The 19007-nt window shown below is 69.5% G+C and carries 24 protein-coding genes and 1 tRNA gene; 9 read left to right on the forward strand and 16 right to left on the reverse strand.

Annotation, left to right across the window (positions count from 1 at the left end; all coding sequences use genetic code 11):
• Window positions 1-6 precede the first annotated feature (6 nt).
• Window positions 7-615 carry a class IV adenylate cyclase gene (gene cyaB, locus SD626R_RS05050; protein ID WP_092564383.1) on the reverse strand — a complete coding sequence of 203 codons (609 nt, stop codon included), beginning with the start codon at window positions 613-615 and terminating at the stop codon, window positions 7-9.
• A gap of 115 nt (window positions 616-730) precedes the next feature.
• Between cyaB and SD626R_RS05055 the strand changes: the two genes are divergently transcribed.
• Both SD626R_RS05055 and SD626R_RS05060 read left to right on the forward strand, forming a co-directional pair.
• Window positions 731-1666 carry an FKBP-type peptidyl-prolyl cis-trans isomerase gene (locus SD626R_RS05055; RefSeq protein ID WP_092564385.1) on the forward strand — a complete coding sequence of 312 codons (936 nt, stop codon included), beginning with the start codon at window positions 731-733 and terminating at the stop codon, window positions 1664-1666.
• A 117-nt stretch (window positions 1667-1783) separates the two neighbouring features.
• Complete coding sequence (locus tag SD626R_RS05060) at window positions 1784-2044, forward strand: DUF8049 family protein (RefSeq protein ID WP_092564387.1); 261 nt, start codon at window positions 1784-1786, stop codon at window positions 2042-2044.
• Window positions 2045-2070: 26 nt separating this feature from the next.
• Here SD626R_RS05060 and SD626R_RS05065 read toward each other — a convergent pair whose 3' ends face one another.
• The 4 genes from SD626R_RS05065 to SD626R_RS05080 all read right to left on the reverse strand — a co-directional run bounded on the left by SD626R_RS05065 (window position 2071) and on the right by SD626R_RS05080 (window position 4628).
• Window positions 2071-2691 carry an RAD55 family ATPase gene (locus SD626R_RS05065; protein ID WP_092564552.1) on the reverse strand — a complete coding sequence of 207 codons (621 nt, stop codon included), beginning with the start codon at window positions 2689-2691 and terminating at the stop codon, window positions 2071-2073.
• A 74-nt stretch (window positions 2692-2765) separates the two neighbouring features.
• Window positions 2766-3437: a MinD/ParA family ATP-binding protein gene (locus tag SD626R_RS05070; protein ID WP_092564389.1), complete on the reverse strand. Its 672-nt coding sequence runs from the start codon at window positions 3435-3437 to the stop codon at window positions 2766-2768.
• Window positions 3438-3499: 62 nt separating this feature from the next.
• On the reverse strand, window positions 3500-3892 hold the full coding sequence (locus tag SD626R_RS05075; protein ID WP_092564391.1) for a YlbF/YmcA family competence regulator: 393 nt from the start codon (window positions 3890-3892) through the stop codon (window positions 3500-3502).
• A gap of 82 nt (window positions 3893-3974) precedes the next feature.
• Entirely contained in the window at window positions 3975-4628 is a 654-nt protein-coding gene (locus SD626R_RS05080) for an alpha/beta hydrolase (RefSeq protein WP_092564393.1), read from the reverse strand.
• Window positions 4629-4760: 132 nt separating this feature from the next.
• Between SD626R_RS05080 and dph2 the strand changes: the two genes are divergently transcribed.
• Window positions 4761-5804 carry a diphthamide biosynthesis enzyme Dph2 gene (gene dph2, locus SD626R_RS05085; RefSeq protein ID WP_092564395.1) on the forward strand — a complete coding sequence of 348 codons (1044 nt, stop codon included), beginning with the start codon at window positions 4761-4763 and terminating at the stop codon, window positions 5802-5804.
• Between the two features lie 27 nt (window positions 5805-5831).
• Here dph2 and SD626R_RS05090 read toward each other — a convergent pair whose 3' ends face one another.
• Window positions 5832-6275, reverse strand: a complete 444-nt coding sequence (locus SD626R_RS05090; RefSeq protein WP_092564397.1) for a TIGR00725 family protein — start codon at window positions 6273-6275, stop codon at window positions 5832-5834.
• Between the two features lie 94 nt (window positions 6276-6369).
• Between SD626R_RS05090 and SD626R_RS05095 the strand changes: the two genes are divergently transcribed.
• The 3 genes from SD626R_RS05095 (at window position 6370) to SD626R_RS16725 (ending at window position 9750) form a co-directional block, all read left to right on the forward strand.
• The gene (locus SD626R_RS05095; protein WP_092564399.1) at window positions 6370-7026 is read left to right on the forward strand and encodes an HAD family hydrolase; all 657 of its coding nucleotides are present in this window, start codon (window positions 6370-6372) and stop codon (window positions 7024-7026) included.
• Window positions 7027-7117: 91 nt separating this feature from the next.
• Window positions 7118-9481 carry an ATP-dependent DNA helicase gene (locus SD626R_RS05100; RefSeq protein WP_092564554.1) on the forward strand — a complete coding sequence of 788 codons (2364 nt, stop codon included), beginning with the start codon at window positions 7118-7120 and terminating at the stop codon, window positions 9479-9481.
• Window positions 9482-9597: 116 nt separating this feature from the next.
• Complete coding sequence (locus SD626R_RS16725) at window positions 9598-9750, forward strand: hypothetical protein (protein ID WP_176697273.1); 153 nt, start codon at window positions 9598-9600, stop codon at window positions 9748-9750.
• A gap of 63 nt (window positions 9751-9813) precedes the next feature.
• Here the strand turns inward: SD626R_RS16725 and SD626R_RS05105 are convergent, their stop codons facing one another.
• From SD626R_RS05105 to SD626R_RS05115, 3 genes are all read right to left on the reverse strand, one after another.
• The gene (locus tag SD626R_RS05105) at window positions 9814-10425 is read right to left on the reverse strand and encodes a translation initiation factor IF-2 subunit beta (protein ID WP_092564401.1); all 612 of its coding nucleotides are present in this window, start codon (window positions 10423-10425) and stop codon (window positions 9814-9816) included.
• A 102-nt stretch (window positions 10426-10527) separates the two neighbouring features.
• A tRNA-Met gene (locus SD626R_RS05110) sits at window positions 10528-10602 on the reverse strand.
• A gap of 144 nt (window positions 10603-10746) precedes the next feature.
• Complete coding sequence (locus SD626R_RS05115) at window positions 10747-10953, reverse strand: hypothetical protein (protein ID WP_092564403.1); 207 nt, start codon at window positions 10951-10953, stop codon at window positions 10747-10749.
• 202 nt (window positions 10954-11155) lie between these two features.
• Here SD626R_RS05115 and SD626R_RS05120 point away from each other — a divergent pair, with 202 nt between their 5' ends.
• Window positions 11156-12772 carry a long-chain-fatty-acid--CoA ligase gene (locus tag SD626R_RS05120; protein WP_092564405.1) on the forward strand — a complete coding sequence of 539 codons (1617 nt, stop codon included), beginning with the start codon at window positions 11156-11158 and terminating at the stop codon, window positions 12770-12772.
• Window positions 12773-12787: 15 nt separating this feature from the next.
• Here SD626R_RS05120 and ftsY read toward each other — a convergent pair whose 3' ends face one another.
• From ftsY to SD626R_RS05155, 7 genes are all read right to left on the reverse strand, one after another.
• Window positions 12788-13888 (reverse strand): signal recognition particle-docking protein FtsY, encoded by a 1101-nt coding sequence (gene ftsY / locus SD626R_RS05125; RefSeq protein ID WP_092564407.1) that lies wholly within the window; start codon window positions 13886-13888, stop codon window positions 12788-12790.
• 8 nt (window positions 13889-13896) lie between these two features.
• Complete coding sequence (gene pfdA, locus SD626R_RS05130; protein WP_092564409.1) at window positions 13897-14352, reverse strand: prefoldin subunit alpha; 456 nt, start codon at window positions 14350-14352, stop codon at window positions 13897-13899.
• Entirely contained in the window at window positions 14352-14528 is a 177-nt protein-coding gene (gene rpl18a / locus SD626R_RS05135) for a 50S ribosomal protein L18Ae (RefSeq protein ID WP_092564411.1), read from the reverse strand. The genes pfdA and rpl18a overlap by 1 nt, the downstream gene beginning before the upstream one ends.
• Before the next feature lie 241 nt (window positions 14529-14769).
• A complete protein-coding gene (locus SD626R_RS05140; RefSeq protein WP_092564413.1) occupies window positions 14770-15435 on the reverse strand; it encodes a translation initiation factor IF-6 in 666 nt (221 codons plus the stop codon).
• A gap of 1 nt (window position 15436) precedes the next feature.
• Window positions 15437-15715 carry a 50S ribosomal protein L31e gene (locus SD626R_RS05145; protein ID WP_092564415.1) on the reverse strand — a complete coding sequence of 93 codons (279 nt, stop codon included), beginning with the start codon at window positions 15713-15715 and terminating at the stop codon, window positions 15437-15439.
• Window positions 15716-15868 (reverse strand): 50S ribosomal protein L39e, encoded by a 153-nt coding sequence (locus SD626R_RS05150; protein ID WP_004050128.1) that lies wholly within the window; start codon window positions 15866-15868, stop codon window positions 15716-15718.
• Between the two features lie 93 nt (window positions 15869-15961).
• Window positions 15962-17080 carry a M20 family metallopeptidase gene (locus SD626R_RS05155; RefSeq protein ID WP_092564417.1) on the reverse strand — a complete coding sequence of 373 codons (1119 nt, stop codon included), beginning with the start codon at window positions 17078-17080 and terminating at the stop codon, window positions 15962-15964.
• A gap of 367 nt (window positions 17081-17447) precedes the next feature.
• On the opposite strand from SD626R_RS05155, the gene msrA reads away from it, so the two are divergent.
• Complete coding sequence (gene msrA / locus SD626R_RS05160) at window positions 17448-17984, forward strand: peptide-methionine (S)-S-oxide reductase MsrA (protein WP_092564419.1); 537 nt, start codon at window positions 17448-17450, stop codon at window positions 17982-17984.
• 590 nt (window positions 17985-18574) lie between these two features.
• Complete coding sequence (gene ribH / locus SD626R_RS05165) at window positions 18575-18979, forward strand: 6,7-dimethyl-8-ribityllumazine synthase (RefSeq protein WP_092564421.1); 405 nt, start codon at window positions 18575-18577, stop codon at window positions 18977-18979.
• The last annotated feature ends 28 nt before the right edge of the window (window positions 18980-19007 follow it).

Consider the following 19007-nt stretch of genomic DNA (forward strand, 5'->3'; position numbering starts at 1 on the left):
CGGGGTTCAGTCCGCGTCGCTCGCGTCTCCGCCCGCCAGCAACAGCCCGAGGTAGGAGGTGCGGACCTGTTCCGCGCCGTCGAGCCCGAGCCGGTCGAGCGCGTCGAGGGCGTCGTCCCTGACGGCCTCGATCGAGGCCTCGTCGTCGACCGCTCGCTCGATCTCGACGAACTCGCCGACGCCGTCGACCGCGTCGAGGGTCACGGTGAACCCGTCGTACGCCCAGAACTCGCGTCGCTTCTCGACGGTCGCCGCCGACTCGAAGCCGAGCCCAGAGAGGATTCCGGCGGCAGCCTCGGGGTCGGCCACCTCGGTCTCGTGTTCCGCGCGGGTCTTCGACTCCTCGTCGAGCAGCGGCCCCTTGTACGTGATCTTGGTCGTTTCGGGGGGCGAGTCGCGGTCGTTCGCCTCGGCCGCTCTCGAATCGATCCCGTCCGGGAGCGGCGCCTCGCGGCGCACCCGGAGCGCCTCGTCCGTCTCGGCGAAGTCGCGGTGCGGCGCGTCGTAGTAGGCGTCGCGCTGGCGGCGGGCGTCGACGCGCTCGGCGCCGGCCTCGCGCAGGCGCTCGCGGACCGCGTCGACGTCGGCCGGGACCTTGATCTCGACCTCGAACATACCCGGAATCCGCCGGGCGCGTTCTTAAGCGCCGCGGGACGCGGACTCCGGCGCGAGGCGGCCGCCGCCGCGTCGAACCGTGCGCCTTAAGGGTGTAACAGGTGACGTTCAGGGTATGAGCGATCAGGAGCAAGCGGACGCGGCCGAGGACGCCGACGAGGCCGAGACCGAAGCCGAGACCGAGAGCGCCGGACTGGCGGACGGCGACTTCGTGCGGGTCGCGTACACGATCCGAACGGCCGACGACGGCCGGGTCATCGACACCACCGACGAGGAGACCGCCGAGGAGGCCGAGATCGACACCGAAGAGCACGAGTTCGAGCCGCGCGTCATCGCGCTCGGCGCCGGCCACGTCTTCCCGGCCGTCGACGAGGCGTTCGTCGGCGCCGAGGTCGGCGACGAGGGCGTCGTCGACGTGCCCGCCGAGGACGCGTTCGGCGCGTACGACCCCGACGAGGTCGAGACGGTCAAGGCCGACAGGATCCCCGAGGACAGCCGGTACCCCGGCGCGCAGGTCCAGATCGACAACCAGCAGGGGTACCTCGAAACGATCATCGGCGGCCGCGCCCGGGTCGACTTCAACCACCCGCTGGCCGGCGAGGACCTCGAGTACGAGTACGAGATCCTCGAGAAGATCGACGACCGCGAGCAGCAGGCCGCCGGCATGCTCGGGATGCACCTCCAGGAGGCGCCCGAGGTCCGCATCGAGACCGTCACCGAGGAGGAGGAGACGGTCACCGAAGACGACGACGGCGAGGAGACCGTCGAGACCGAGGAAGTCGAGAAGGACGTGCTGTACGTGACGGCCACGCAGGCGATGCAGATGAACCAGCAGTGGATGTTCCAGAAACAGCAGATCGCGCAGGACCTCATGAGCCGGCTCGACCTCGACCGCGTCGTGGTCGAGGAGGTCATCGAGGGCGGCGGGATGGGCGGCCTCGGCGGTATGATGGGCGGCATGGGCGGCGCCGGCGCGGGCGACATCGAGGACGCGCTCGAAGACGTCGACGTCGACGCCGACGAGATCGTCGACGAGCTCGACGAGGAGTAACGCTCGATCCGCGGCCTCCCGACCCGAGGAAGATCGATCCCTTTTGAACGACGCTCGACCCAGCCAGAGACATGGAACGCGACCGGGCGACCGAAAGGGACGCGGAGGGCGGCTGAGATGGAGATCGAACGCGCGCGCGACGACCTTGTCGTCGCCGCGAGCGCCGGGGCGGCGACGATCGCGGTCGCGCTGCTGTCCGGCGTCGTCGGCGTCGTCGAGGTGGGGACGCTACCGACGCTCGCCCCGCTCGCGGTGTACGCCGTCTACCTCTTCTCGCGGAAGGGCGGTCCGTACGGGACGCTCGACGAGCCGCGGAACTGGGGAATCGCCGCTGTGCTCGCGGGCGTGGCGGTCGTCGCCGCGAGCGCGGCGCTGTGATTCGGAGCGAGGGACGCGCGGCCGCGTTACGCGATGTCCCGGCTCGTGTCGACCGACACAGAGTCGGTGAGCTTCAGCTTGAGCGGCTCCTCTAACGCCGCGCCGCCGCGGAACTTGGGCACGACGAGGCGGTTCGCGATCTCGGTTCCGGTCACGGTGGTGCGGAGGTCGAAAACGACGTCCGCGACCTGTTCGGTGACGATTCGGTTCCGGTCCGCCGCCGCGCCCTTGAGCGCGTGGAGGACCGCGAGCCCGTCGGCGTCGTTGACGTGCCGACGGAGCTCGCCGAGGAACTCGCCGTACCCCTCGCGGTCGCCGGCCTCCAGCGGTCCCACGGAGTCGACGACGACCGTTCCCTCGTCGGGAAGCTCCGCGGCCGCGTCCAGTACGGTCCCGAACGGATCGTCACCCGTCGCGTCCCGGACGACCCTCTCGTCGTCCCCGTCGTCGAGCGTGAGGCTCGCCTCCACCGCGTCGGCCGAGCGCACCGTCGTCAGGTATCGACACTCCCGGACCCGCGAGAACCGGTCCAGGATGAGCTCCGACTGACTGGCGGGGTCGGCCGTCAGCGCGACGAGGCTGCCGCTCGGGATCCCGCCGCCGAACTCCCTGTCCAGCACCGAGACCCCCGTCGGGAGCGGCTCCATACGAGCACTGCCGTCTCCGGAGGTTTGGCTCTGTCGGTGCCCGCCGATCGGCGGATCGGCGTCGAGGTCGACGGTCACGCGACGCGCCACCGTTCCGCCCCGTGCTCGCGAGCGAGTCGCCTCGCGAGGTCGTCGTACGCCGATTCGACCGACGGGTCCGAGAGCGGTGCCGGCGCCGCGGACGGGATCCGACCCAGCACGGGGCAACCGAGCAGGTCGGCCACCGGCTCCGGGACGGACGACGCGCGGACGGCGACGACGCCGAGCGGCGGACAGTCGAGCCGCCGCGCGACCGCGGCCGTCTTGACGGCGTCGCGCAGGGCCGACCGCCGGAGCGGCGTCACGAGGAGCGACCGGTCGGCGGCGCGGAGCGGGGCCGCGGCGTCCGGCGACGCGCCCGCCGGGCAGTCGAGGAGCGTCGGCGCGTCGTCGGGGACCGCGTTCCGGAGCGCCTCAAACGTCGGGGCGGGGTCGACGGTCTCGGCGTCGTCCGGCGCGGCGATCACCGCGGGGCCCGAGCGGTCCGGCGAGAATCCGTCACGAGCCGCGTCGACGACGGTTCTGCCGTCGTTTCCGCCGGTCGCGGCGCCGTCGCTCGTCTCGGACGCCAGTCGGGCGAGGTTCGGGAGGTCCCAGTCGGCGTCGACCGCGACCGCGAGCTCGCCCCGCCGCGACAGCGCCCGGGCGAGCCCGAGGGTCGTGGTCGTCTTCCCGCTGCCGCCCTTGCCGCCGGCGACTGCGATCACGCGCCGGACTGCGTCGCTATGTGTGAAAAAGAAGTGGATGCGACGGTCCGTCGGGTCGGCCGTCAGTCCTGACAGCAGCCGCCGGCCTCGCCGCCGAAGTCGACCGCGAGGGGTTCCGAGATGGCCTCGTTGACCGTCTCGAGGGTGTCGTTCAGCTCCTCTTGCGCGTCGAGGAACTCCCGCATGACCGGCATCGAGTGGAGCTCGTCCTGCGCCGCCTGCACCTTCTGGAGCCCCGAGTTCGTCGCCTGTCCGGTCTCTCGGGCCTGCATGAACTCCGCGCGGAGCTGCTCGAACTCGTCGATCTTCGCCTGAACCTCCTCGTCGCGCTGGACCGCTTCGCGCGCCTCTTCGAATCGCTCGTACTCCTGCGTCTGGGCGATCCGATCGCCGAGCTGGCGGCCGAGGTCCTCGATAGTCGCCTGTTCGTCGGGAGAGGCGTGTTCGACGCTCATGGCTGTTCTTCGAGACGAACCGGTTTCAACCTGCCGGAGCCGGGGGCGCTCCCCGGGATCGGTCCCGGGTCTTCCGGCTCGTTCACTCGATCTGCGACTCCACGAACGCGACGACATCGGTCAGTTCCTCCTGACCGATCCCGTGGCCGCCCGGGTAGCTGCCGCGGGTGACAGCGACCCCAATCTCCTCGAAGCGGTCGGCGGCGGCGGCCGAGCGCGACTCGGGGATCACGCGGTCACCGGCCCCGGCGCCGACGAACACCGGCTTGCCCTCGATCCCGTCGGGTTCGAGGTCGGCGTGGGCGTCCGCGAGGTAGCCGTGGAGCGCGACGACCCACGCGTAGCGGTCCGGCGCCTCCAAGACGAGCGAGAGGCTCGTGATCGCGCCCTGGCTGAAGCCGAGCAGGCCGATCCGGTCGGGGTCGAGGGCGTACGCCTCCGTCGCGGCGTCGACGCTCTCGGCGACCAAGTTGAGGCTGCGTCGGAAGTCGGCCGCGTCCGGCTGACTCGATTCGAGGCCGCCGGCCGAGAGGTCGAGCTCGTACCACGTGTACCCGCCCTGCAGCGGGTCGGGCGCTCGAAGGCTGATCACGTGCAGGTCGTCCGGGAGGTGTCGCGCGACGGGCAGCAGGTCTTCCTCGTCGGCGCCGCGGCCGTGGAGCACGAAGACGGCGGGCGCGTTCTCGGGGGCGTCGTCGGGGGCGACGTGGACGTGTTCCAGCGGAATGTCGCTCATGGCTCCCCGGTTCGTCGGCTCGGGGGTTGTATCCGTCGGCCGCGGCAGGGTTCGACCGCACTCGATCCCGAACGATCACGAGAATGACCGCCGAGCGCGCCGTTTAACCGTCCCCCCGCGTAAATCGAGTTCATGAGCGGCTCCACGGAAGGCGACCTCACCAAGACGGGGATGGCCCTGAAACACGACCGCGAGTGGGACTACGAACTCGACCGGATCGTCGAGGCCATCGAGGAACGCGACGCCTCCAAGGTCGGCCTCCAGTTCCCCGAGGGGCTCAAGCGCCGCGGCCCGAAGGTCGCCGACGACCTCCGAGAGGTCGCGCCCGACGACGTCACCTTCATGCTCTCCGGCCAGCCCTGCTACGGCGCCTGCGACCTCGACACCTACCTGATGCGCCGGACGGACGTGTTCGTCCACTTCGGCCACACGCCGATGAAGGAGTCCGACAGCATCGTCTACGTCCCGCTGTTCTCGAACGTCGACCCGTTCCCGATCATGGAGGACGCGCTGGCGGAAGAGCTCGACGACCCCGAGGAGAACCCCGATGTCGGCCTCGTCACCACGGCCCAGCATATGAACCGGTTCGAGGAGATGACCGACTGGTTAGAAGAGCGCGGCTACGAGGTCCACACCCGACGCGGCGACGACCGGCTCACCAAGGAGGGGCAGGTGCTCGGCTGCAACTACGCCTCCGCCGATATTCCGGCCGATCAGGTGCTGTACGTCGGCGGGGGGAAGTTCCACCCAGTCGGGCTCGCGATGGAGCACCCGGAGAAGCGCGTGGTCATCGCCGACCCCGTCAACAACGCGGTCTCGGTCGCCGAGCACGACCAGTTCCTCAAGCAGCGCTACGCCTCCGTCCACAAGGCGATGGGCGCCGAGAAGTGGGGCGTCATCTTCTGTACGAAGATCGGGCAGGGACGCTGGGAGACGGCCCAGGAGATCGTCGAGAACAACGAGAACGCCTACCTGATCACGATGGACGAGGTGACGCCGGACCGCCTCCGGAACTTCGACATGGACGCGTTCGTCAACACCGGCTGCCCCCGGATCACGACCGACGACGGCCCGCGGTTCCACAAGCCGATGCTGACGCCCGGCGAGTACGAGGCCGCCATCGGCGAGAAGCCGCTCGACTCGATCGAGTTCGACACGTTCCACGACACCTGGTAGCGCGGCCGCAGCCGCTCGGTTCCGTTTCTACCGCACCGCGTCCTCGACGTAGTCGACCGCCTCGACGGGGGTTTCGACCGCCTCCACGCCGGCCGCGTCGTGCGTGTCGAGCCCCGCCACCGGGCGGCCCTGCGCGAGCGCCATCCCGATCTCCGAGAGCGTGCCGTGCGAGCCGTCGACCGCGACCGCGGCGTCCCCGTTCATGACCACGAGCGCGTTGCGCGCGTGGCCCATCCCCGTCGCGATCGGTACCGTGACGTGCGGGTTGGCGTCCGCCCGACGGTCGGTCGGGAGGATGCCGATCGTCTCCCCCCCGGCCTCCCGCGCCCCGCGACAGACCGCTTCCATCACGCCGCCGAGGCCGCCGCAGACGACCGCGTGGCCCCGGTTCGCGAGCGTTGTTCCCAGATCTTCGGCGACCGCAGCCGTCGCTGACGAGACCGAACTGCCGCCGATGACGCTGACGCGCATACCGCGGGACGGGCGGCGGATGTATATAAAAGAGCCGACGGTCACGACGGAGCGGTGGTGAAACCCTTTTAACTGCTGGGCGACTCCGGACTGTATGACGTACGATACCGTCGTGTTCGACAACGACGGTGTCCTCGTGGGCCGCACGCGCTTCGACGTGCTCCGGGACGCAACCCGGAACGCGTTCGAGGAGTGCGGCATCGAGGAGCCCGATCCGGACGACGTAGAGCGCATGACCATCGGTGCGACCCCCGGCAGCGTGGGGACCGTCTGTCAGACGTACGACCTCGATCCGGGGTCGTTCTGGCGGACCCGCGACGACGTGGTCTCGAAGGCCCAACAGCAGGAGGCGCGCGAGGGGCGCAAGACCCCGTACGACGACCTCGACGAGCTGGAGGACCTCGACGTGGAGATGGGAATCGTCTCCTCGAACCAGCAGGCGACGGTCGATTTCCTCGTGGAGCACTTCGACGGCTTCGAGCGGTTCGGTGCCGCCTACGGCCGCGAGCCCACGATCCACTCGCTCCAGCTCCGCAAGCCGAACCCCCACTACATCGAGCAGGCGCTCGGCGACCTCGACGCCGGCAACGCCCTGTTCGTCGGCGACAACGAGTCCGACGTGCGCGCGGCCGAGAACGCCGGGATCGACTCCGCGTTCATCCGTCGCCCCCACCGCCGCGACTGGGAGCTGAACGTCTGGCCGACTTGGGAGATCGAGCGGCTCTCCGACCTGCACGACATCGTCGGGTGAGGCGGGATCGACCGACGCGCGTCGGTCGGAACGCCCCGCGGCCGCCCCGCTCTCTCAAGGTTTAACTCCGATGGGGAGCTACGGCGTCACAGTGACCGACCCCCCGCCGTGGGCCGACATCTTCGGCCACGCAGAGCCGTATCCGGAGCAGGCCGACGGGATCGACGCCGCCGTCGACGCCGCCGAGGACGGCGGCTTCCTCGCCTTGGAGGGCGCGTGCGGGACTGGCAAGACGATGCTCGCGCTCACCGCCGGGCTCGACCGCGTCCGCGATCCGGACTCCGACTTCGAGCGCGTCTTCGTCCTCACGAGCGTCAAACAGCAGCTCCGACAGTTCGAGACGGACCTGCGGACGATAAACGACGACCTCCCGAGCGACTTCGACCCGGTCTCCGGCCTGACGCTAGTCGGGAAGGCCGACGTCTGCCCCTACGCCCGCGAGAACCGCGGCGGGATCGACCGCGAGAACGTGTACGAGCGCTGCGAGGGGCTCCGCGAGCGCACCCGGAACCTCGTCGGCGACGGCGGCGCGACGACGACGTCGAACCTCGTGAGCGAGGCGCGGAGCCAGCAGGTGGGACTGATGGACTCGGGACGCGATGCCGGCTCGCCCGGCGACGACGCCGACGCCGCCGACTACCTCTCCGTGGACGGCGAGCCGACCCCCTACCGGCCGGACACCGAGGAGTTCGAGGGGACCGAGTTCTGCCCGTTCTACGCCGGCTTCCTCGATGACCTCCCCGAAGACGGCGATCCCGCGGAGGCCGTCCCGTTCGACGTGACGGAGCTCGGCCACGTCGACAGCGACGAACTGGTCCGGCTCGCCGCCGGCCACGGCTCCTGTCCGCACTCGATCATGGGCGCGCTCGTCCCCGAGGTCGAGGTTGTCATCGGCAACTACTACCACGCGTTCGACCCGGTGACGACCGGCACGTTCACCGGTGCGCTCTTAGACGACGCGACGTTCGTCGTCTGCGACGAGGCGCACATGCTCGAACCGCGCGTCCGCGACCTCGTGAGCGACGCGGTCGCCGACGCCAGCCTCCGCGACGCCGAGAACGAACTCACCCGCGTCGTCCAGCCGCTCTCATTCGAATCGGCAGGCGCCGAGTCGGACGACGCCGAACTCGTGCGCGGCGAACTGGAAGACGCGGACGTGACCGTCGAGGAGATCGATTCCGTCCGGGAGTTCTACGCCGACCTCCGCGGCGAGCTCGACAGGCGGGTGACCGAACGGCTCGACCGCGAGCGCCCCGACTGGCGGGCGTCGATGCGCGAACTCGACGACGACGAGATCGCCCTCCGGGACCCGGAGGAGCCGGCCGAGGACGAGATCACGGCGTGGGCGAAGCGCGAGGGGTACGGCGACCGCGTCTGGGCGCGCGCACAGCAGGTCGGCGCGGTCGTCAAGCGCGCGCTCGACTCGCTGGAGGAGGAGGACAAGCAGCGGGCCGCGCCCGGCGTCGGGCGCACCCTCAACGCCTGGTACCGCGAGGACCACGAGGAGTTCTTCCGGGCGATCGACCTGGAACGGACGTGGGACGAGACGGAACCGCCGGACTCGTGGCGGCGCGCGTACAACGCGAGCCTCGCGCTGTACAACTGCCTCCCGAGCGAGCCGATCGGCGACCGGCTCGCCGAGTTCGGCGGCGGTGTCCTCATGAGCGCGACGCTGGAGCCGATGGACGTGTTCCGCGAGGTGACCGGGCTCGACCACCTCGAAGCGCGGGGACGGCCCGTCGTCGAGCGGACGTACGGCCTATCCTTCCCCGAACCGAACCGCGCGAGCTTCGCGGTCGACGCGCCCAAATTCACCCACCAGAACCGCGGCGCGCCGGACGAGGAGAACGACACCCGCCTCGCGTACCTCGACGCAACGGCGACGGTGGCGGCCCACGAGAGTAACGTCCTCGTCGGCACGCCGAGCTACGCGGAGGCGACGTGGATGGCGGAGTCGCTCGCGGAGCGGCTGGACAAGCCCGTCCTGCTCGACGAGTCCTCCGGCGACCGGGCCACGGAGTCGCTGAAGGACGACTTCTTCGCCGGCGAGGGGAAGGTGCTCGTGACGAGCCTCCGCGGGACGCTCACGGAGGGCGTCGACTACCGCGGGGACCGCCTGTCGGCCGCCGTGGTCTGTGGCGTCCCGATCATCAACACGGCGCGACCGCGGACCCGAGCCGTGATAACCGCCTACGACCGCCGGTTCGACTCCGGGTTCGAGACCGCGCTCACGGTGCCGGCGGTGCGGAAGGCCCGACAGGCCGTCGGTCGGGTCATCCGCGGCCCGGAGGAACGCGGGGTTCGCGTCCTGCTCGACGCGCGGTACGCCCGGGAGTCGTGGAACAGCGTCCGAGAGTACCTCCCGGAACACGAGCGCGAGGAGTACCAGCCCGTGAGCCCGGACATGCTCGGACTCGCGCTCGATCGGTTCGAACGCCGAGCCGGCGGCGACTGAGCGCTGGCGGCTCCGGTCGATCTCGGCGGCGAGCGTCCCGATACCGCCGGATAACGTCTCGTTTAACCGCGGGTACGGTGCGTGTAACTACGTCGGAAAAGGCCGTGGCGACGTTCATGCGATCCGCACAGAACGAACCGAAGTACCACGTCGTCTGTCGGGAGTGTCCAGTCGAACGCCTGTTCGGAACCGGCGACGACGCGACCGCGCTGGAGCGAACACACGCCGAGGAGACCGGACACCGGGTCGTCATCGGGCGCGTGAGGTAGCTCACGCCGCGTTCGCGTGGACGCGGCGTCTAGGCCGCGCCTAAGCCGGATCGGCCCGGTCGTTCAGTCCTCTCGGCGGGCGAACGCGAGGCTCCCCGAGACGTTCTTGATGTAGGCTTTGACCGTCTCACCCTCCTGCGCGCCGGGAACGAAGACGGTGTACTCGCCGCGCTCGGCGACCCCGTCGCCCTTGCGGCCGGTGCCGACGATCTCGAGCTCGTACGTCTTCCCGGACTCGATGGCCTCCTCCTGACGCTGCGTGTTCGAGGTGTTCTGCTTCGCGACCGGTCGGAACGCCCCGCAGGCTTCACACCGGAGCATCGGAGTGCGGTTCTCGGTCTCCAGCCGGGTGTCGGGGAGGCCGCACTCGGAGCAGGTGACGAACGACTCGATGTACGAGTCGACCGCGGCCTGGAAGTCACGCTCGCGGAAGTTCCCGCTGTAGCGGGCGCGTCCCGACTCGTACTGGCCGGCGGTCCCGAGCTCCTGCTGGATCTTCGAGTGGACGTGCTCTGGCTCGCGGCTCAGGGCGTCGGCGATCGCCGAGAGGTTCGTCAGTCGGGTGAACGCGCCGTCCTTCTGCGTCTCCGGGTCGGGCACCGACAGCCGCTCGTCGGAGCCGCCGAGGTCCGGTACCTCCTCCATCGCGCGGTCGAGGCTCGATTCGTAATCCATACGCGAGGAAACGACAGCGCGACGGAAATCGCTTCCGGGTTCGGGGTGACGGCGGGTCAGAACGGGAGCGGTGACGCTACGAGGGCAACGACCTGCCAGAAGTAGCGGGAGGTAGATTTGAACTACCGATCTCCGGGTTATGAGCCCGGCGGAATCTCCTGGCTATCCCATCCCGCTATCATATCAAAACCCGTTGCGACTGTTAAGGGTTCTGATCCCGTCGCCCGTATGCGATTCGGCCACGCGCGACTTATATACCGATCGCGGCGGAATCCCCCGAATTCGGCGGGGTCCTCTGCCCTGACGGCGACGACGTTCGCGTCAGTCGGCGGCGTATCGCCCGCGGATCCGGATCGCGGCGAGCGCACCGATGGCGAACGCGACGGGGAGCGCGGCGTCGGCGGGGTCGCCCGACATCGCGCGACCGGCGGTCAGTCCGGCCATCAGGGCGAACAGCAGCGCCATCAGCCCCGCGATGGGAACCACGTACTCCTCGGCGAACGTCGTCCGACCGGATCCGTCGCTCATGGTCTCCCTGTAGCGTGGGCGCCGTGTAAACCCCCGCTCCCGGGGCGAGGTGCCGAGCCCCGACGCTCCGAACACCGACCCCACACCCCGAGTCGCCGAGACGGAGGGCGCCGGAGCCGGACGAGGGAAACCACGACGCCGTCCCGTGGCTTGCTTGCGTCGGCCGCAAACGCTTTTATCAATCATAAATAGTGATAAACTGATGCGAAAACCGCTACTGACGACCGACTTCCTGGACCGGGCCCGCCGGCACTACGCGGACGAGGAGGCCGTCCTCGCGACAGACGGAACGCGGTACACGTACGCCGAGCTCGGCGAGCGCGCGGATCGGTTCTCGGCCGCCCTGCAGGCCCGCGGGATCGAGAAGGGCGACCGCGTCGCGGTGTTGGATCCGAACACACACTACCACCTCGAAGCGGCCTACGGCGCGATGCAGGTCGGCGCGGTCCACGCCCCGCTGAACTACCGCCTCACGCCCGACGACTTCGCGTACATGCTCTCGGACGCGGGCGTCGACGCGATCTACGCCGACGCCGAGTACGCCGACCGGATCGAGGCGGTCCGCGAGGAGGTGCCGACCGAGACGTTCCTCACGAACGACGTCGACGCGGTCGACGGCGACTGGGAGTCGGTCGACGCGGCGCTCGCGGACGCGGACCCCGACGCCTACGAGCGCCCGGAGATGGACGAGGACGACGTGATCACGATCAACTACACCTCGGGGACCACGGGCGATCCGAAAGGCGTCTGTCGGACCCACCGCGCCGAGACGCTCCACGCGTACCTCATCTCGATCCATCAAGAGATCACCGACGACGACGTCTACCTCTGGACGCTCCCGATGTTCCACGTCAACGGGTGGGGACACATCTACGCGATCACCGGAATGGGTGCCCGCCACATCTGTACCCGCGGCGTCGACATGGCGGAGACGTTCGACCGGATCCGCGAGGAGGACGTGTCGTACTTCTGTGCGGCCCCCACGGTGCTCAACATGCTCGGCGACCACCACGCCGAGCACGGCGGCGCGACGACCGGCGACAGCGACGTGCGGGTCGCGACCGCGGGCGCGGCGCCGCCGGAGGCGACGATCCGCACCGTCGAAGGGGAGTTCGGCTGGGAGCTCAAACACGTCTACGGCGCGACCGAGACCGGCCCGCTGATCACCACCTCGGACGCGAAGCGGCACTTCGAGGCGGACTCGCCGGACCGGTTCGCGGTGAAGAAGACCCAGGGGATCGGCTACCTCGGCACCGACGTGCGCGTCGTCGACGAGGACGGGGAGGACGTGCCCGCCGACGGCGAGACGATCGGCGAGATCGTCGTCCGCGGGAACCAGGTGATGGACCGCTACTGGAACAAGCCCGATGCCACCGAGGCGGCGTTCTCGGAGCGACTGGAGGGGTACTACCACATGGGAGACCTGGCGGTCGTCGACGAGGACGGCTTCGTCTCGATCCAGGACCGCAAGAAGGACATCATCATCTCCGGCGGCGAGAACATCTCCTCGATCGAGTTAGAGGACACACTCTTCGAGCACGACGCCGTCTCAGACGCCGCGGTCATCCCCGCTCCAGACGAGCGCTGGGGCGAGACTCCGAAGGCGTTCGTCGTCCCCGAGAGCGGCGACCTCGACGACCCGGGCGCGACGCCCGAGGAACTCAAGACGTTCGTGCGCGAACGCGTCGCCGACTACAAGACGCCGGGCGAGGTGGAGTTCGTCGCCGAGCTCCCCACGACGGCGACGGGGAAGATCCAGAAGTACGAGCTGCGCGAGCGCGAGTGGGACGAGGAGGAGCGGATGGTCGGCGAGGGGTAGCTTAGAAAAGCCGGCTCACTCCTCGTCCAGCAGGCTCTCGACGAGCGCCTCTGGCTCGAACAGGGTGAGGTCGTCGTACCCCTGTCCGGTACCGAGGAAGAGGATCGGCTTCCCGGTGACGTACGCCACGGAGATGGCGGCGCCGCCGGAGGAGTCGGCGTCGGCCTTCGTCAGGATGGCGCCGTCGATCTCGGCGGCGTCGTTGAACTCCTTCGCGCGGTTGACGGCGTCTTGGCCCGCGACCGCCTCGTCGACGAACAGCGTCATGTCCGGGTCGACGACGCGGTCGATCTTCTCCAGCTGCGCCATCAGGTCGTCGCTCGTGTGGAGCCGCCCGGCCGTGTCGCCGAGCACGACGTCGACGTCGTTCGCCGCGGCGTACTCCACGCCGTCGTAGATGACGGCCGCGGGGTCGCCGCCCTGGTCGTGGGAGATCAGCTCCCGGTCGAGCCGGTCGGCGTGCTCCGCGATCTGCTCGTTCGCGCCCGCCCGGTAGGTATCCCCGTTCGCCAGCACCGACGAGTAGCCGCGGTCGGCGAGCCACTCGGAGAGCTTCGCGATGCTCGTCGTCTTCCCGACGCCGTTGACGCCGGTGAAGACGATGGTGACGGGCTTGTCGGCCTCGGCGATCCGCTCCTCGAAGTCGAACTGGCCGACGGCGATCACGTCGAGGAGCGCGTCGTGGAGCGCCGACTCGACCAGCTCGCCCGTCGTCTCGACCTGCTTGCGCGACTCGCCGAGCATCTTCTCGCGGACGGTATCGAGGATCCGCTCGGCGACGCTCATCTCCACGTCGCTCTCGAGGAGGGCCATCTCCAAGTTCCACAGCGGCTCCTCTAAGTCCTCCTCTTCGATGATGATCCGGCCGGTCGCGAACGCCTTCGCGCGCTGGAAGGTGCTGGGCTCGTCGTCGGAATCGTCCGCGGTGTCGTCCGTCGTCTCGGGCTCGGCCGCCGCCGACGCGGCGGCGCCTCCCTCGCCTCCGGGGTCAGCACCGTCGCTCGCGGGCGTCTCGTCCGCGTCCGGTTCGTCGCCCTCGGCGGGCTCCTCGACGTCGGTGCTCTCCTCGACGTCCTCGCGGAACCCCGAGAGCTTGTCCTTCAGTCCGTCGAACACGGTCTACCTTACTCCCCGTCGTCCTGGCCCTGCTGCATCTGCTGCATCTGCTGCTGCTGCATCTGCTGTTGCATCTGCTGGGCCTGCTGTTCGAGCTCCTGGCTCTCGGACTCGAGCTCGTCGACCTCTTCTTCCGTCTCTTCGATGCGGTCGTCGAGCGCCTCCTGCTTGCGCCGGAGCACGTCGATCGCGTCCTCCTCGTTCTGCTCCGCGGAGTAGTTGCCGCCGAGCGAGACGATGATCTCGTCGATGTCCTGGACCTCGGCGCGGACGTAGGCGCCGCCGCCGAGCGGGACCTGCACCGTCGCGCCCGTGTCGAGGGTCTCGATGGCCTCGATCGCGTCGTCGATGTCGGACTGCTCCTCGCGGTAGTCGGCGATCTCCTCCTCCAGAACCTCGATCTCCTCGTCGAGCTCCTGGAGCTCCTGGGAGAGCTGCTGGAGCTGCTGTTGTCCGCCGCCCATCATGCCGCGGTCACCTCCTCGATCTCGATCTGGGTGCGCTTCCGGTTGTGCTGGCTCCCGACCGTGGTGTAGATGCGCTCGCGGGCGAGGTCCTCGTTCTCGGCCTCGACTTCCTTCGTGAACGGCTGGTAGTCGCCTCGACTCTGGAACCGTCCACTCACCGTGTAGGTACTCATGTTCTCCGATCCGGCAGGGACAGGGAAGTATCTTCCTAAAAAGCGAGGAGCCGAGTCGCGGACCGAATCCGCCTCGTTCGGGGGTTACGACCGGAATACGGAGGGGATACGCGATCGGCACCGAAGCACGCGAGCGGCGAAGCGACGGCCGGAGGAGTCGCGCCGTCGGCGACATCAGACTGGTTCGGATCGACGCGGGAGAGACCGGGTTCGGAGACGACGGAGGGTGACGGAATCGGACTCACTCGATGAACCCGAGCGTCTCCTCGATGCGCCCGAGTTCGGGACCGGTGGTGTCCTCGCCGACGACGTACCCCTCGTCGGTGGCGACGAGGCCGGAGCCGACGAGCGGCGCGCCGTAGTTGATCGTGCCGAGGTCGGCGCGGACGTCGAGCGCCTCCTCGACCGCCTGCAGCTCCGACTCGGTCGAGTTGGGGTGACAGAGGACGCCCGCGTTGTTGGCGGCCGCCGCCGTGCCGACGGTGCGGACGTCCCCGAGGTCGCCGCGCTCCACGGGGACGCCGAGGGTGTCCCTGATCGTCACGATCGACTCGCGCGGGAGGTCCGGGTGGACATAGGCGCCGTAGTCGTTCGCGAGGACGACGTTGCCGGCCGCGTTGATCTCGCCGGGGAGCTCGCCCACCTCGCGGTCGGCGGCCTCGGCGATCCGCGACTGCTCCCGGTCGGTCGCCCGCGCGGAGACGAGCACGCCGTTCTCGTTGCCCGTCGCGAGGGAGCCGACGGTGTTGGCGCCGCCGACCGTCGTGAGGAGGGGTTCGGCGCCCAGCTCCTCGCCGAGCGACTCGGCGAGCTCCTCGTCGACGTCCGGCCGGACCAACAGGAGGTCGTCGATGGCGCGGGCGAACACGCCCACGTACGACGAGCCGGTGAAGGTCGCCCGTAACACGTTATTCGGCGTACTCGGCTTCGACGACGGGCTCGCCGTCCTCGACGAACCGGGCGGCGCGGACGCGGACCTTGCTCGGGGGGTTCTGGCGCCCGTTCGTCCAGACGGCCTCGTTGACCGAGGTGTCGATAACGACGTCGTCCTCGTCGACGGAGAAGTGCTGCGCGAGGTGCTCGCGGACGATCCGCATCGCGAAGTCGGCGCGCTCCTGGACCGGCTTGTCGTTGGCGTCGCGGAGCGGAATGGTGACGACGCGCTCCTCGAAGTCGCTGGTGCTCATCTATTCGTCCAGGTCGTTCCGGCGCCAGTTGCGCCGCTTGGGGTTTCGCGTCACGTTCATGTCCGTCTTCATCATGACCCACGCGGGGACGCGGGTGTTCTGGCGCTCCGCCTTCGCCAGACGCTTCTTCTGAGCCTTCGACTTGTCTCCCATAGTAGCCCACAGTTTCCGCGGGGCGCATAAAACCCCTTCCATACAGCGTCGCTCGCGGCGCCGACGGCTCGAAATCGACCCGGACCCGTCCGGTCAGAACGCCCGCTCGGCGACGCCCGCGTAGATCCGGTAACACCGGTCGAGGACGTCGATCCCGACGCTCTCCGTGTCGGTGTGCGCCTCCCCCGGCTCCGAGGCCCCGCAGACGAGCGTCTCGGTTCCGGCCTCCGCGAGCCAGCCGGCGTCGGTCGCGTGCGGTTTCACGACGTGTTCGGGGGCGTCGAGGCCGAGCTCGTCGTGGGCCTCGCGGGCGACCGCGAGCGCACCCTCCGCGAACGCGTCGTCGCCGCAGGCCATCGGCGGGAGGTCCTGCTCGACCTCCCACTCGACGCCCGCGACCGCATCCGCGGCGCGAGCGAGGTCGGCGCGGTCTCCCGGGACCGTCCGCTCGTCGATCGTCACCTCGCAGCGCTCGGGGACCACGTTCCACGTCTCGCCGCCGTGGACCATCGTCACCGCGAGCGACCCGGTGACCGACTCGCCGAAGACGGTCGCCCCCGGAGCGTCCAGTCGGCGGACCACGTCGATCGCGTCGCTCGCGCGGTAGATCGCGTTCTCTCCCGCCTCCGGCTCGGAGGCGTGCGCCGCGGTCCCGCGCGCGACGAGCGTGGAGGCTCGCCGGCCCTTGTGCGCGACGACGACATCGGTCACGCCCGGCTTCGAGTAGTTCGTCGACCCCTCCGCGACGAGTGCGCGGTCGGGGGCGAACCCCTCGCTAATCGCGTGGCGCGCCCCCTCCCCGCCGACCTCCTCGCCGACGAACGACGCGAAGGCAAGCTCGCGGCCCGCCGGCGGCTCCGCGTCCCGGAACGCGAGCATGCAGGCGGCCACCGCGCCCTTCATGTCGGCCGCACCCCGGCCGTGGATCCGGCCGTCGCGGCGCTCGACGACGTAGTCGCCCGCGTTGCCGTCGCCGGTCGTCTGGCGCTCGGCCGGCGGGACCACGTCGTGGTGGCCGACGAAGTCGAGGGCGTCGGCGTCGGGGTCTCCTGTGGCCTCCTTCCGGGCGATCACGTTGCCGACCTCGTCGCGCTCGACCCGCGCGTCGGTCTCCGCGCGAAGCCACTCCTCGATCGCGTCGCCGGCGGCGGCCTCGTCCTCGTGCGACGGGATCGCGACCAGTTTCTCGGTCAGATCCGCGAGTTCGTTCATACGGTCGGGTCGGCGCTCAGCCGTTTAAAAACTGAGTGTGCAGATGGCATTTATAAGTTGATCGCAGTGGCGCGCGCCTCCGAGCGGGCCGAAGGCTCGCGAGGAGCGCCGTGCGAGGGAGTCGGTCGTCCGGAGCGACGCGGAGGACGACCGACGAGGCTGGGGAGGCGTGAGGCTGCGGTTGCGGTGCGGAGTGGGACTCAAAGGGGCAGCCGTCGAGGCGAGCGTGCGCCCGCCTCGACGACTGGGGCTTTGGAGGTGTTCACCGATTCTGTCTCGACGATTTATACACGGGGTCCCGCTGGATAGACCACGTCTCCCTCATAAGCGCGCGCCATTAATACGTCTCCGAGCCCTTACATCGAATATGTCCGATCAACTCGAAACCGCGACGCTCGGCGGCGGGTGCTTCTGGTGTACCGAGGCGGCGCTCGAACAGCTCGCCGGCGTCGAGTCGGTCACGTCCGGCTACGCGGGCGGCGATGTCGAGAACCCCACGTACAAGCAGGTCTGCTCCGGCAACACCGGCCACGCCGAGGTCGTGCAGGTGGAGTTCGACCCCGACGCCATTGCCTACGACGAGGTGCTCGAAGCGTTCTTCGAGATCCACGACCCGACCCAGCTCAACCGACAGGGCCCCGACGTGGGGAGCCAGTACCGCTCGATCGTCCTCTACCACAGCGAGGCCCAGCGCGAGGCCGCCGCGGCCTACATCGAGGCGCTCGACGAGGAGTACGACGACGACGTGGTGACGGAGCTCGACCGGCTGGAGACGTTCTACCGCGCCGAGGAACACCACCAGGACTACTTCGCGAAGAACCCGAACGACTCCTACTGCACCTTCCACGCCAAGCCGAAGATGGAGAAGGTGCGCGAGAAGTTCGAGGCGAAGGTCGCGAAGTAAGAGGTTTGCGAGTTCGAGGTCCAGAACGACTGTTTATAGGCGATCGTCGAGAGTAGGTCAGTGGACAGCTCCGAAGCCCCAGTCAATCGCTTATAAGTAGCAGAGATCGAATCGGTGACGAAGGCCTCCAAAGCCCCAGCCGCTCGGCGATGCGTGATCGATAACCCTGCAGTGAACACCGTCAAAGCCCCAGCCGCTCGGCGATGCGTGATCGATGACCCTGCAGTGAACACCGTCAAAGCCCCAGCCGCGAGGACTCGCGCGCCTCGCTGCGCTCCTCGTCACTCGCTCCACTCGTTCCTGCGGTGCTTGCGTCGTCGTGCTTCGTCCTCGCGACTGCCCCTTTGAGTCCCACCCGACCGCCCCGCACAGCACCTCACGCCTCCCCAGCCTCGTCGCTGGCGCCGTCGGCGCCAGCGACTCCCTCGCACGCGCACCTCGCGAGCCTTCGGCCCGCTCGGAGGCGCGCGCCACCGCCTCGGCCATTTATAAGCAACAATCACCCGTTTCCCCACCATTCCCGAATCAGTTCGCCCGGCGACCCGGCCCCGGAACGGTAGACCTTTGCCGCCCCCGGTGCGACCGATAGTATGGTCTCGCTGGGACTGGTGGTGGCGCGGTTCAACGACTCCGTCACGGAGCCGATGGCCGAGGCCGCCCGCGAGGCGGCCGCCGACCGCGACGCGGTCGTCGTCGACGAGGTGAGCGTGCCGGGGGCGTACGACAGCCCCCTGGCCGCCGACCGGCTCGCGCGCCGGGACGACGTCGACGCCGTGGCGGTCGTCGGCGCCATCGTCACCGGCGACACCGACCACGACCGCGTCATCGCGAGCGCGACCGCCGAACAGCTCACGCGGGTGAGCCTCGACCGCGACACCCCGGTCACGTTCGGCGTGAGCGGCCCGGGGATGTCCGGCGCGGAGGCCCGCGAGCGGATCGGCAAGGGCGCGGAGGCGGCGACCGCCGCGATCGACCTCGCGGAGGAGCTCGAATGAGCGGTGGAGACGACAGACGGACCCAACG

Origin of the sequence: Halorubrum sp. SD626R, assembly GCF_001261915.1 — an archaeon.
Classification (GTDB): Archaea; Halobacteriota; Halobacteria; order Halobacteriales; family Haloferacaceae; genus Halorubrum.

Coding starts and splice junctions, on each gene's coding strand:
- cyaB (WP_092564383.1), bottom strand. CDS start 615: ATGTTCGAGGTCGAGATCAAGGTCCCGGCCGACGTCGACGCGGTCCGC.
- SD626R_RS05055 (WP_092564385.1), top strand. CDS start 731: ATGAGCGATCAGGAGCAAGCGGACGCGGCCGAGGACGCCGACGAGGCC.
- SD626R_RS05060 (WP_092564387.1), top strand. CDS start 1,784: ATGGAGATCGAACGCGCGCGCGACGACCTTGTCGTCGCCGCGAGCGCC.
- SD626R_RS05065 (WP_092564552.1), bottom strand. CDS start 2,691: ATGGAGCCGCTCCCGACGGGGGTCTCGGTGCTGGACAGGGAGTTCGGC.
- SD626R_RS05075 (WP_092564391.1), bottom strand. CDS start 3,892: ATGAGCGTCGAACACGCCTCTCCCGACGAACAGGCGACTATCGAGGAC.
- SD626R_RS05080 (WP_092564393.1), bottom strand. CDS start 4,628: ATGAGCGACATTCCGCTGGAACACGTCCACGTCGCCCCCGACGACGCC.
- dph2 (WP_092564395.1), top strand. CDS start 4,761: ATGAGCGGCTCCACGGAAGGCGACCTCACCAAGACGGGGATGGCCCTG.
- SD626R_RS05090 (WP_092564397.1), bottom strand. CDS start 6,275: ATGCGCGTCAGCGTCATCGGCGGCAGTTCGGTCTCGTCAGCGACGGCT.
- SD626R_RS05095 (WP_092564399.1), top strand. CDS start 6,370: ATGACGTACGATACCGTCGTGTTCGACAACGACGGTGTCCTCGTGGGC.
- SD626R_RS16725 (WP_176697273.1), top strand. CDS start 9,598: ATGCGATCCGCACAGAACGAACCGAAGTACCACGTCGTCTGTCGGGAG.
- SD626R_RS05105 (WP_092564401.1), bottom strand. CDS start 10,425: ATGGATTACGAATCGAGCCTCGACCGCGCGATGGAGGAGGTACCGGAC.
- SD626R_RS05115 (WP_092564403.1), bottom strand. CDS start 10,953: ATGAGCGACGGATCCGGTCGGACGACGTTCGCCGAGGAGTACGTGGTT.
- SD626R_RS05120 (WP_092564405.1), top strand. CDS start 11,156: ATGCGAAAACCGCTACTGACGACCGACTTCCTGGACCGGGCCCGCCGG.
- pfdA (WP_092564409.1), bottom strand. CDS start 14,352: ATGGGCGGCGGACAACAGCAGCTCCAGCAGCTCTCCCAGGAGCTCCAG.
- rpl18a (WP_092564411.1), bottom strand. CDS start 14,528: ATGAGTACCTACACGGTGAGTGGACGGTTCCAGAGTCGAGGCGACTAC.
- SD626R_RS05145 (WP_092564415.1), bottom strand. CDS start 15,715: ATGAGCACCAGCGACTTCGAGGAGCGCGTCGTCACCATTCCGCTCCGC.
- SD626R_RS05150 (WP_004050128.1), bottom strand. CDS start 15,868: ATGGGAGACAAGTCGAAGGCTCAGAAGAAGCGTCTGGCGAAGGCGGAG.
- SD626R_RS05155 (WP_092564417.1), bottom strand. CDS start 17,080: ATGAACGAACTCGCGGATCTGACCGAGAAACTGGTCGCGATCCCGTCG.
- msrA (WP_092564419.1), top strand. CDS start 17,448: ATGTCCGATCAACTCGAAACCGCGACGCTCGGCGGCGGGTGCTTCTGG.
- ribH (WP_092564421.1), top strand. CDS start 18,575: ATGGTCTCGCTGGGACTGGTGGTGGCGCGGTTCAACGACTCCGTCACG.